Raw genomic sequence first — 12,504 nt, forward strand, 5'->3', positions numbered from 1 at the left:
CTGTGTATCCAAAGCTTTGCAGAGTAGCCGCCGGGTTCACCCCCTTGACGGCGGGTGCGTCTGAGCCCTGAAGTGGGCCCTGCATATCCATCAGGAGAATTCATGCACAGACTCATCGTTTCAAGCCTGCTCGGGCTGACGCTGTTTCTCGCTGCTTGTGGCTCTGACGGGGACGGCTCGGGGTGTCCCGAGAGCGGCGGTAACGGCATGCTCCAGGTGAGCGTGACCGGGCTGCCGGGCTCCACCTCCGCGGGGGTGAAGGTGCAAGGCCGGGGAGGCACCCAGACCCTCACGGGCTCGCAGACCTTGAGTCTGCCGGCCGGCGCCTACTCCCTCTCCCAAGAGCTCGTCGCCGCCAGCCATCCCCTGGTGAGGACCGCCTACCGGCCGGAGATCTCCCCCAGCAGTCCGGTCTGTGTCCGCGAGGGGAAGACCACCGAGGCCACCGTTGCCTTCTTCCCCATTCCCAGCAGCGGAAAGCTCTGGACGAGCAACGGCTCGGGCGGAACCGCACCGCTGCTCGGATTCGCCGCGGACCTGCTGGGGGCGAGCGGGAATCCCGCTGCCACGGTGGCCGCGACCACGGGAGGCTCGGAGGGCTCCGCGTTCGACCATGACGGCAACCTGTGGGTGGTAGGCGGCACGACGGCGGATCCCCCCGTGCTCCGGATCCCGGCCTCCTCGCTGGGGGCCTCGGGCAAGAAGACGGCGGACGTCACCCTCACGGGCGGCCCCCTGGAGGGCGGCTTCCCCCGAGCCCGCGCGCTGGCCTTCGATCCCAACGGGAACCTCTGGGTGACGGTGGGCTTCAACGACAAGATCGTCCGGTACACGCCGGATCAGCTCGCCACCAGCGGCAGCCCGACCCCCGCCGTCGAGCTTACCAGCCTGAAGGGCCCCTCGGGCCTGGCGTTCGACTCGGCCGGAAATCTGTGGGTCGCATTCACCGGTGATGACCGGGTGGCCCGCTACAACGCGAGCCGGCTCACCACCTCGTCCAACGCCTCGCCGGACCTCGTCCTCCAGGCGGAGACTCCGCCACCCGTCATTGGCGACCTCAGCGCGCCCTCGGGCCTGGCGTTCGACGCCGCCGGCAACCTGTGGGTGAACTACAACGGGACGCTCGCCCGCCTCACGCCCGCGGATCAATCGGGCTCGGGTACCGTCACGACGACCCCCGCTGTGCAGATCGGCCTCTCTGTCACCGCGCTGCCCGATGGGCTCGTGTTCGACGAGTCAGGGAACCTGTGGCTCGCGCTCAGCGCGGGCAAGTTCGGGCGCCTGGGTCCGGGCCAGCTCACCAGCTCGGGCAACAAGGCCCCCGAGGTCATCATCAGCAGCGCGGATGTTGGCTATGCGGGCTGGTTCTCGCTCTATCCCGCTCCCGCCAACCTTCCCCTGTTCCACCGGCTGCCATAGGACGCACGGAGAAAAGGAAGGGGGCGGATGAGTCATCACCCGCCCCCACGAACATCCATCAGGCCAGAAGCCGGATTACAGGCTCGTCTCCAGGAGATTGACAATCCGCTGCCTGCGTTCGTTTACATAGTTCTCGATGTTGCAGAAGGTCATGCCGTAGGACAGGGTCTTGTTGGCGAACTTGTAGAAGATGCGATCGTCCGGCTCGACTCCCGAAATCACATACTTGTGGAAGCCGTCTTTCAACGCCTGCTTTCCGAAATCATCAACGGCAATATCCTTCAAGGCGAGCATCAGCGGCTCAAAGTAGATCGCACTGATTCCCTGATCGAACACATGGGCCTGTCCCTCGGCCCCCAGCGTCGGCCAATCCACTTCGATCTCGAGGTGATAGCCCAGGAAGTCATCAAACTCCTTCTGCCATTTCGGGAAGGTGTTCTTCTGATACTCCGCGATGGCTCTTCTCTCGGGCAATCCCATGATGCGCTCGCTTTCGTGTGGCTGGACAACGGAATCGTACGGCGAATGAAGGCATACAATCTGATCCAAGCTGACGTACTTGGACACGCTGTAGATACCTCGAACCGGCTTGGGGAATCAACCCGGAGTGAAATAGCCCAGCCCATCAGTGGAAGGGGAAAGGCAAGCAGAAACATTCGAACGCTCCGCTTCTGGTCGGGGTACCCGCCGACCCATGAGGAGTACCTACGCATCATGGGGTCCCAGGAGCGGTGAGGAGCCCCGCCGGTCGCGTTTGGCTCGGGAAGGAGGCGGGGAGGGCCGTCACGCCCTGGTCACAGGCTACCGGGTATGTGGCGCGGCGCCTCTATTCACAGGAGAAGAATCCCAGATGCGAATCATGAAGAGGCCTGTCCACCGAGGGGTGGCGGGCGCCGTATTGTGTGCATTCCTGACAACCGCCTGCGACAACTCCGAGCAGTCCGATCTGGGGAGTCGCCAGGGCACTGAAACGGGGCAGGGTCGCAGTCCCATCCTCGGGGGCGCGAGTACCGTTCCGGATGCAAGTCACTCCGGGGTTGTCGCCTTCTCCGCCAAGCTGTTCTGCAGCGGCGTGATGCTGACGAACACGACCTTCCTCACCTCGAGACACTGTGGTGTCACGCAGGTCTTGCCGTCCCAGACGGTGAAGGTCTACATGGGCAACCTCAACGACCAGATGCTTCCCGCCGATGGCTCGGTCCAGGAGCGGAAGGTGAGCTCCGCCAAGGATCTCGAGCTTTCCCCTGGCGTGTTCGAGGATGCCACGCTCGTGACGGTGGATGCTCCCTTCGCCATCAAGAATGCGAGCGGCCAGTCGGTGTTGAACGGTTACCGGAGAAGCCTGTATCCCAAGAAGGTCACCGACATGATCGGTGAAACTGTCGAGTGCTTTGGCTATGGAAAGAATAGCGCGGAGCCAGGTGCTGGAACGGCGGGGCAGGGGACCCTCCGGAAGACGACGTTGAAGACGGAGGCGTCCGCCAGTCGTCCGAATCGGGTCCTTCTCGCGCCGCACGCCAACATGGTCTATTCGGGGGACTCGGGAGGGCCCTGCATCATCAGGGTTCCCGACCCGGACTGTGCCGGCGGGTGCCTCACGGGCATCACCGATGAGGTGGGCTACGAGCCTGGGCCGCCGATCGAGTACTTTGCCTATCAAATCGCCGCCGAAACCCTCCGAGGGTGGGTTTCCTCGAATGTCAGCGGACTTCAGCCGGGGAATGCCTCGTCGACCGACAAGGACAAGAAGCTCAAGGGATCCGCGGACGCCCCGGATGGAGGCTCGAGTGGGTTGATGGCTGTCTTCGCGGCGAGCCCGGCGACGGTCGAGTTCTGGGCGGGCGGCTCACTGATGGGCACGGCGGTGGCCAACCTGCCCACGTCGACCGGGCGGAACAATGGCTTCGAGTTCGAGATTCCGGCGGCGTACCAGACGGGCTACCGGCTCGAGGTGAAGGCCGTGGTCCGGGATGATGCGAACCAGCTCCTGCTCCACCTGGCGGGCTCGCCGATGACGATCATCTCCGGCACCCCCCAGGGCACGGACATCATCCAGCGCAAGTACGAGTCCCTGCAGGACGCGCGCGGGCCGCTGGGTTCCCCGCTGCCCTCACCGCAGGGAGACGAGCGCGAGGCTCCGGATGGAGAGGGGCGCCTGCGACACTTCACCTCGGGTGCCATCTACTGGAAGTCTCGCGCCGAGCAGCCCGCCTTCGCCGTCCATGGCGCCATCTACTCCCGCTATGAGTCCATGGGGGGCGTGCAGAGCCGGCTGGGCTGGCCCACCGCTGACGTGAAGGCGGACACCAAGGGTGGGCTCGTCGGCAGGTTCCAGAATGGCAGGCTCTATCACCACCCCAGCACGGGCACCTTCGCCATCTACAGCGAGAGGGTCCTCAGCACCTACCAGCAGCACGGAGAAGGCGGGAGCTCCGAGGGTTACCCCATCGCGGATGAGGTGACGGACTCGAAGGGTGGCGGTCTGGTGCGCATGCAGAACGGCGTCCTCCTCTACAAACTGGGGACCACCACTGCCTATGTCTCTCGTGGCGCCATCTTCCAGCGGTGGTCCTCGGATGGCGCGGAGAACGGTCGCCTCGGCTATCCCATCGCGGTGGAGGGGTCCATCACCTCGCCGAGCGGCACGCTCTTCCAGGAGTTCGAGAACGGCTTCCTCGTCCACCACACGCAGGTGGGGGCCCGGGCGATCTACACCAAGGCCATCCACAAGGCCTGGAGCACCTCCCGCACCACCTTCGATGCGGGTCTGCCCATCGCGGACGAGCGCGCCGCGGCCACCGGGGGCGCCATGGTCGAGTACCAGAACGGCGCCTTCTACTGGCACTCCCTCACGGGAGCGGTGGCCGTGAAGAACGGGTCCATCCGGCAGCACTGGAACCAGCGCGGCGCCGAGGGCGGCGTGTTGGGATACCCGGAGCAGTCCAGCACCAACGTGGGCAATGGCTATACCTACCAGTCGTTCAGGGGTGGAGCCATCTACTCCTCGGACGCGACCGGCCCCATCAGCCTCATCAATTCCATTGAAATCCATTACGAGTACCTGAGGGGGCGTAACGGAGGTCTGGGGTACCCCGTCTCCAATGTCATGACGTTCGGCGGTGGCGAGTACGTGCGCTTCACCGGCGGAGCCATCTCCTGGCACCCGTTGCTGGGCGCCTTCGAGGTGCACGGGGACATCTATGCCAAATACAAGACGATGGGAGAGTGGCAGGGGCTGCTGGGGCTCCCCGTCTCGGATGAGGAGTACGATCCGAGCACCGGCGGCCAGCTGAGCAAGTTCCTCTTCGGCACCATCCACTGGGTTCCTGGCAAGGCCACGGAGGTGCTGGGCCCCTATGTCACGGGGCACCGGTTCTTCCCCATGGACTACGACGGTGATGGGGATGATGACCTCGTCGTCCGTGGGCCCCATGGCCAGTTCATGGCCTTCCGCTCGGAAGGAGGACAGCTCTCCTTCGCTGGCATCCTGGTGAACACCTCGTGGACGGACGATTGGGGCTGGAACGCCGGTCATCGCTTCTTCGTCATGGACTACGACGGAGATGGAGACGATGACCTCGTTGCCCGCGACTCCTATGGTGTCTTCTCCGCCCTGCGGTCGGAGCGCACCCAGTTCGTCGCGACCGGAGCGCTCTTCACCAACCCGGGCATGGCGGATGAGACCGGCTGGAACGCTGGTCATCGCTACTTCGTCATGGACTACGACGGAGATGGAGACGATGACCTCGTTACCCGCGACGCCTACGGCTACTTCACCGCGATTCGCTCGGAGCGGACCCACTTCGTCGGCACGCCTGCGCTCTACATCAACACCGGTATGAACGATGCGGCTGGGTGGAATGCCGGTCATCGCTACTTCGTCATGGATTACGACGGAGATGGAGACGACGACCTCGTTGCCCGCGACGCCTACGGCCACTTCACTGCGATTCGCTCGGAGCGGACCCACTTCGTCGGCACGCCCGCGCTCTACGTCAACACCGGTCTGAAGGACTCGGATGGGTGGAACGAGGGCAACCGCTACTACGTCATGGACTTCGACGGCGACCACGACGACGACCTGCTCCTGCGTGATGCGGCTGGCACCTTCTCCCTCTTGAGCGCGGAGGGCAACGCCCTGGTTTATCGCGGCGTGGTGCTCAACACCCCGTACACGGATGCCTGGAACTGGGGCACTGGCCACCGCTTCTTCGTCATGGATTTCGACAAGGACGGTGATGACGACCTGGTGGGCCGTACCTCCGATGGTTCCCTGATTGGCTTCCGCTCCGATCGGACCGCCCTGGTGGAGACGGGGCTCCTCCTCAAGACACCGATGGTGGATGGCCCCTCCATCCCCCCGCCGCCGAACCCCTGCGACACCGATCCCTCCCTTTGTGAGGATCCGTGCGATACCGATCCCCAGCTCTGTGAGCCGAACCTGTGCGAGCTCAAGCCCTGGTTGTGTGAGCCGAAGAGTCCGTAGGCGCAGGTTCTCCTGAGTGAAGAGGGGTGGCCTTCCGGGGCCACCCCTCTGTGCATCTTTCCTACGGAGCGGAGGAGCTTGCGCCGGTGACGATACCGCCGAGATAGGTGTTCACGACCTTGATGCTCGAAATCTTGGTGGGATCGCCGCCGTTCTTGGGCTCGTAGTCGACGGGATCCTCACTGAGGACGACGAAATCGGCGACCTTTCCGACCTCGATGCTGCCGATCCATGGATCCAGCTCCTTCTCCTTGGCTGCATCGAGGGTGACAGCCCGCAGCGCGTCGCGCACGGAGATCTGCTGTGGCGCGCCGAGCACATGCTGCTGGGTGAGCTCGGGGTAGGTCCACGTCTCGCGGGTGACGGCCTGGCGGATGAACCACAGCGGCCTGGGCACCGAGACGGGCGCGTCGCTGTGGAAGCTGAAGGGAATGCCGTACTGCTTGTCGTAGCCCGTCGCGTCAATATAGGCGGCGGCGTCTTTGCCCAGTTGGCGCTCGAAGACGGCGCCCCAGTAGGCGACATGGCCGATGAGATGGGTGAAGTGCAGCCTGACCTTGGGGACGGTGTTGCCGTCGAGCTGGTAGCTGCCATTGCGCAGGTTTCCAGCATCCTTCCACAGGGACTCTTCACCAACAGTGGCGTGGATGAGGGTCGCGGTGTGGTCGTTGGGCTGCTGCTGTTGCAGGGTGGCGTAGGCATCCAGCACCATGCGAATCGAGCGGTTGCCGTTGGCATGCGTCTCGAAGCGCCAGAGGCCCGTCTTCCAGAGGGGGCTGAGCTGGTTGATCAGGTAATCGCGGGAGAAGTCGATATGGCCATCGGGAGGGGCGCACTCGCTCGACGAGAGGTATTGAGGGCCGGAGGAGGTCTGCGACAGCGCCGCCGTGCAACCCTGGGTGGAACCATCGGCGATCATCTTGATGCCGTTGACGCCCAGGTCCTTGGGCCACTGGCAGGCCGAGTCCTCGAGAGGGTTGCACGAGGGGAGGATGGGCTTGCTGTTGAGGTGTTGGGTGGCGATGTCTGCCGGCACGACGGACAGCATTCGAGTCCCGGAGGCGGGACTCATGGCGAGCAGCCGGGTCATCTGCAGCGCCGCCTTGGTTTGAGCCATGCTGGTGAGGGTGGTGATGCCCGCCTGACGCAGCTCGGAGAGGACCTGGGTGGCGCCCTTGCGCCCGTCCTGGACGTACGTGTCCGGGTGTTGCAGGAGATCGCCGAGCACCTGGTCCTCGATGGCGGGGAAGAACACGTTGTAGGCATCGAGCTCGGTCAGGAGGCCGGTGTAGTGCTTACCGCCGTCGTCGTAGGTGACGGAGCACGGGTCGGTCGCGGTGGTGGTATTCCAGAGACTGCCCGCGGAGAGCGCGGGGGGCCATGCCTGCCCGTGCGCGGTGCGGACCTTCTTGAGCGCATCGAACGCGGCGCGGTTGACGTAGCCGAAGTGACCGGACTGGTCGATGATGAGCATGGGCCGCGAGCCAGGAATGAGCTTCTCGATGTATTGAGCGGGGCATTTCTTGAATTCGGCGCTCGAGGTGACCGCGTCATATTGCTGGCGGGACGGGTCGAGGTTCATGGCGACGACGAAGGTGTTGTGCGTGTCATTCTTCAGGGATTCGCCGAGCCTCTGGAGCGACTCCGAAATGAAGTTGCTGCACTGGCCGTTGCCTTCGGCGTAGGGCTGGGGGCGGCAGGCGCCGACGAGGCTGACGAGGCCTGTCTCCTGCTGCATCAAGCCCACGACGTGCATGTGAGAGTCCAGGAAGCCGGGGAGCAGGGTCTGGCCAGAGTCGAGCTTGACCACCTTGGTCTGATCGTCGGCGAAGGCCATGACCTCCTGCTCGGTACCGACGGCGACGATGAGACCGCGCGCATCGACGGCCACTGCCTTGGCGACGGTGTCCCGGGCGTCCATGGTACGGACCTTGCCGAGGAACACACGGGAGGCAGTCTTCGCGCCGTGGCGTGCCGGGGTGCTCGCGCATGCCGCGAGGACGGAGGCCGTGAATACAGTGGCCAGGAGGGTTGTTCTGGGTGCAGACATTCGAGATGAAGTCCTAAGGGGATGAGAGAGGGTGGTCCGTGCACATGCGGAGGGGCCGCTGTGCGGGATGTGTGGCTTTCGCGGGACCACGGCCTCTGGTGTTGGTGTGACTTCAAACAACCCAGCAACGCATGTGCCACTTCGAAGCTCTCGACTCGATAGGGGTCTTTCCGCGTGCTTACGCCCGTGAGGTTCCTCGCGGCGGGTCAGTTGACGCGTCAGCCGGGGCGCTGACGCGTCAGCTGGAGTCATGACGCGTCAGCCGGAGCCATGGCACATCAGGTTTCGAGCAGGAGCTGCTGGGGCGTTCGCATCGACGCCGCAGGCATGGAGGAGGGGGCCTCCATCGCTTGGGGGGCGCACGAGCAGTTCGAGTCCTTTGCCGTGGGGCTATTGCTGAGCCCGAAGCTCCACGACTCGCTGGCGGACCTCGTTCATGTCCAGCGCGCGCACCTGGCGGATGAGTTCCTCGAGATCCGTCGCCGACAGTGCTCCCGCCCGCTCGAAGAGCATGAAGCCGTCGCGGAAGGCCATCACCGTGGGGATGGAGCGGACCGCGAACGCGTCGGTCAGCTCCGGCTCCTTCTCGGTGTCGACCTTCCCGAAGCGGATGTCCGGGTGCTGGTCGCTGGCCTGCTCGAAGACGGGGGCGAAGGCGCGACATGGGCCACACCAGTCAGCCCACCAGTCGAGGAGGACGATCCCCTCCTTCGACACGACGTCCTTGAAGTTGTCCTTGCCAATTTCCATGGTCGCCATGGCTCTCACCCTGTGTCTGCTTCCTGGAGAGTGCCAGTGCGGCCTCGAAGGCTGGTAGGGCCGCCCAGCGGGAAGGCTGCCAGACGATTGGCGCGTTGCCTGGAGTGCGCCACCCACTCCGTCGCGTTCGCACAACTCCCCGCCATCTGGAGGGGGCGCTACGCCACCCCGCTCACGTCCCCGTAGTGCCGATCGTACTGTTGCCGGAGCACGAACTTCTGCGCCTTGCCGGTGGTCGTCTGCGGCATCGCCCCGAGCAGGACGATGGACTTCGGTACCTCGAACCCACCGAGGTGCTGGCGGCAGTGGCCGATGATGTCGGCCTCGGTCGTGGAGGCGCCGGGCTTGAGCACGACGAAGCCGGTGACCGCCTCGGACCAGCGCGGGTGCGGCAGGCCCACGACCGCGACCTGCAGGACCGCGGGGTGACGCAGGAGGATCTCCTCCACCTTGATGGACGGGACGTTCTCGCCGCCGGTCTTGATCATGTCCTTCTTGCGGTCCACGAAGAGGAGCTGGCCGTCGGCGTCGAACATGCCGAGGTCACCGGTGTGGTGCCAGCCGAATGCGCGCGCCCGCGCGGTTGCCTCCGGGTCCTTGTAGTAGCCGAGCATCACGTTCGGCCCGCGATGGACGATCTCTCCCACTTCGCCGCGCCCGAGCAGCCGGCCTTCATCGTCCATGATGGCCGTCTCGTTCGTCACGACCGAGTCGCCCCAGTACGAGCCGAACCGCTTGAGCTGCTGCTCCGGCTTGAACATGGTCGTCGCCGGGTACATCTCCGTCTGCCCCGACGCGAGCGCGAAGCCTCCCGGGCAGAACTTCTCGATGAGCTCCACGAGCAGCGTGCGCGCCATGGGCGCCATGACGTAGAGGCACAGGCGCAGGCTGGACAGCTTCGTCGCCGGACGCGCCGGGTGCGCGAGCATCGCGCCGTACATGATCGGCAGGCCCAGCAGGAGCGTGATGCCGCGCTGCTCGATGGTCGCGAGCATCGCGCCCGGCTCGAAGGCGCGCCGCACGACGATGGTCGCGCCGGCGAGCAGGAACGACATCGAGACGGCGTGCTGCGCGCAGTGGAACATCGGGAGCACGCAGAGGGTCGAGTCGCTCGGCCGCAGCCCGAGCTCGAAGAGGTTTCCGCTGATCGCCGCGTGCACCGACGCGTGCGAGTGCATGACCCCCTTCTGCTGGCCGGTGGTGCCACTCGTGTACATGATCTGGGCGAGCTGGCCGCTCTCGATGTCCACCTCCGGCAGGGTGCCGCGCTGGCCCTTCAGCGTGTCGAGGAAGGCGGTCGTGTTCCCGCCGGGCGAGGCCTGCCCCTCGGGGACGCAGACGATGATGCGGGTGCCGAGCGCGTCGAGCACTACCCGCAGCTCCGGCTTCGCGAGGAACTCGGCGTCGATGACGACGTGCGTCGCCTCGGCATGCTCGAGGATGTAGCGGACGGCATCCACGGCGAGGCCGGTGTTGATGGGCACCCAGACGAGGCCCGCCTTGTAGATGCCGATGAACGCCGTGACCATCTGCGCCGAGTTGCCGCAGAGCATGGCGATGCGAGCGCCCCGGGGAAGGCCCTGCGCGAGCAGGTAGTGCGCGAACGCGTTCGATCGCCGGTCGAGCTCCGCATAGGAGAACTCGAGCTCGCCGTCGACGAGCGCCGTCTTCTCCGGCCAGCGCAGCGCCGACCGGTGGATGACGTCTCCCAGAGAGACTCGGCTGATGCGCCTGTACTGCGCTTCCTGGGTCGCGGACATCGGTGCTTCACTCATGCTGCCTCTTTTCCTTTGGGCGAGACGATCGCGACGACGTGGCGTGTCGGCACTTGCGCCCCGACCGTGACGTTCACCGCCGTGACGACGCCGTCCATGGGCGCGACGAGCGGCGACTCCATCTTCATCGCTTCGAGCACCACCAGCACGTCGCCCCGCGTCACGGTCGCGCCGACCTCGGCGTTCACCCGGATGATGCGGCCATCCATCGGCGCGCGCAGGCGGCCGTCGCTGGCGCGCTCGCGCTCGGAGGGGAGCCGGAAGGAGACGTCGCGGAGGTGGCGCGTGACGCCGTCGAGCGAGCACCACAGCGTCCCCCCCGCGCGCCGGTACCGGACCGCGCGGCGCCTTCCTGCCACTTCGAGCTCGGCGTGCTCGGCGGCGATGGAGCGCAGGGAGAGCGCGACACAGGTGTCGCCGATGCGAACCTCGTACTCCGCCGGCGCAACGGGGCGGACCGATGCGCGGAACTCCGATGCCCCATCATTCAGGACGATCGGCACGGGCAGGGAGTAGGAGCTGCTCCAGCCGGCGAGCGGTACGTCGAAGCCTCCCCGCTGGGCGAGCGCCACCGCGTCGTCGTGGAAGAGCAGGGCGGCCAGGACGGCCTGGTCCTCGGCGGACGCCTGCCCGAGCGTACGCAGCGTCTCCGGGGGCAGGTGCGCGGCGACGAAGCCCGTGTCGTACCGGCCGGAGCGGAACGCCTCGTGTGCGAGGACGTGCTGGAGGAAGGTGCCGTTCGTCGTGACGCCGAACGCCGTCAGCTCCCGCAGCGCCGCGGCCAGCCGCTCGCGCGCCGTCTCGCGGTCCGGCCCGTGCGCGATGAGCTTGGCCTGCATGGAGTCGTAGAACGGCGTGATGTCCTGGCCCTCGCGCACGCCGTGGTCGACGCGGACGCCCTCGCCGGCCGGTGGCACCCACGCGAGGAGCCGTCCCGTCTGGGGAAGGAACCCCTTGGCCGGGTCCTCCGCGCACAGCCGCACCTCGATGGCATGCCCGCGGAAGGCGATCTCTGGTTGCGTCAGCGGGAGCGGCTCGCCGTCGGCAACACGCAGCTGCCACTCGACCAGGTCGAGCCCCGTCACGAGCTCTGTCACCGGGTGCTCGACCTGCAGGCGCGTGTTCATCTCCATGAAGAAGAAGTCGCCGTTCGGCGCGAGGAGGAACTCGATGGTACCCGCGCCGCGGTAACCGATGGCGCGGATCGCCTGCACCGCCACGGCCCCCATGCGCTCGCGAAGCGCCGGCGTGACGGCCGGGGACGGGCTCTCCTCGACCACCTTCTGGTGCCGCCGCTGGATGGAGCAGTCGCGCTCGCCGAGGTGCACCGCGTTCCCGTGCTCGTCCGCGAAGACCTGCACCTCGACGTGACGCGCGCCTTCGAGCGCTCGCTCGAGAATGAGCTCGCCGCTGCCGAAGGCGTTCGTCGCCTCCGAGCGCGCGGAGCGGATGGCGTCGAGCAGTGCGCCGGGCTCGCGGACGAGGCGCATGCCGCGCCCGCCACCGCCTGCCGCCGCCTTCACCATGAGGGGGAACCCGATGCGATTGCCCTCACGGACCAGGGCCTCGTCGTCGAGCGACTCGCCGGGACGGGCCGCCTCGTAGCCGGGGATGCACGGCACGTCGGCGGCCTGCATGCGCAGCTTCGCCTGCCGCTTGTTTCCCATCAACTCGATGGCATCCGCCGGCGGCCCGATGAACACGAGGCCGGCCTCCGCGCACGCGCGCGCGAAGTCTTCGTTCTCCGAGAGGAATCCGTACCCGGGATGGATGGCGTTGGCGCCGGACGCCGCCGCCGCCGCGAGCACCCGCTCGATGGAGAGGTACGACTCCTTCGCTGGCGCCGGTCCCAGGTGCACCGCCTCGTCGGCGAGCCGCACGTGAGGCGCGTCCCGGTCGGCGTCGGAGAATACGGCGACCGTGCGCAGGCCGAGGCGGCGGCAGGTCCGCAGCACGCGCACGGCAATCTCGCCCCGGTTTGCCACCAGCACTTTGTGAATGCGCTTCATGGTTTC

The 12,504-nt window shown here is 66.3% G+C and carries 7 protein-coding genes; 2 read left to right on the top strand and 5 right to left on the bottom strand.

The window, feature by feature from the left end; all coding sequences use genetic code 11:
• The first annotated feature begins 102 nt into the window (after window positions 1-102).
• Window positions 103-1,419, top strand: a complete 1,317-nt coding sequence (locus DAT35_RS30325) for an NHL repeat-containing protein (RefSeq protein ID WP_199243042.1) — start codon at window positions 103-105, stop codon at window positions 1,417-1,419.
• Window positions 1,420-1,494: 75 nt separating this feature from the next.
• Here DAT35_RS30325 and DAT35_RS30330 read toward each other — a convergent pair whose 3' ends face one another.
• Window positions 1,495-1,986 carry a hypothetical protein gene (locus DAT35_RS30330; RefSeq protein ID WP_146209951.1) on the bottom strand — a complete coding sequence of 164 codons (492 nt, stop codon included), beginning with the start codon at window positions 1,984-1,986 and terminating at the stop codon, window positions 1,495-1,497.
• Window positions 1,987-2,278: 292 nt separating this feature from the next.
• On the opposite strand from DAT35_RS30330, the gene DAT35_RS30335 reads away from it, so the two are divergent.
• Window positions 2,279-5,905, top strand: coding sequence for an FG-GAP-like repeat-containing protein (locus tag DAT35_RS30335; protein ID WP_158501954.1), 3,627 nt, complete (start codon window positions 2,279-2,281; stop codon window positions 5,903-5,905).
• A 61-nt stretch (window positions 5,906-5,966) separates the two neighbouring features.
• On the opposite strand, the gene DAT35_RS30340 is transcribed toward DAT35_RS30335, so the two are convergent.
• The 4 genes from DAT35_RS30340 to DAT35_RS30355 all read right to left on the bottom strand — a co-directional run bounded on the left by DAT35_RS30340 (window position 5,967) and on the right by DAT35_RS30355 (window position 12,498).
• Window positions 5,967-7,955 carry an amidohydrolase gene (locus tag DAT35_RS30340; protein WP_158501955.1) on the bottom strand — a complete coding sequence of 663 codons (1,989 nt, stop codon included), beginning with the start codon at window positions 7,953-7,955 and terminating at the stop codon, window positions 5,967-5,969.
• Window positions 7,956-8,345: 390 nt separating this feature from the next.
• Entirely contained in the window at window positions 8,346-8,714 is a 369-nt protein-coding gene (locus DAT35_RS30345; RefSeq protein WP_108071449.1) for a co-chaperone YbbN, read from the bottom strand.
• Window positions 8,715-8,872: 158 nt separating this feature from the next.
• Complete coding sequence (locus tag DAT35_RS30350) at window positions 8,873-10,489, bottom strand: AMP-binding protein (protein ID WP_233261804.1); 1,617 nt, start codon at window positions 10,487-10,489, stop codon at window positions 8,873-8,875.
• Window positions 10,486-12,498, bottom strand: coding sequence for an acetyl-CoA carboxylase biotin carboxylase subunit (locus tag DAT35_RS30355; protein ID WP_108071453.1), 2,013 nt, complete (start codon window positions 12,496-12,498; stop codon window positions 10,486-10,488). Before DAT35_RS30355 ends, DAT35_RS30350 begins: the two co-directional genes overlap by 4 nt.
• Window positions 12,499-12,504: the final 6 nt, after the last annotated feature.

This window comes from Vitiosangium sp. GDMCC 1.1324, assembly GCF_003044305.1.
Classification (GTDB): Bacteria; Myxococcota; Myxococcia; order Myxococcales; family Myxococcaceae; genus Archangium.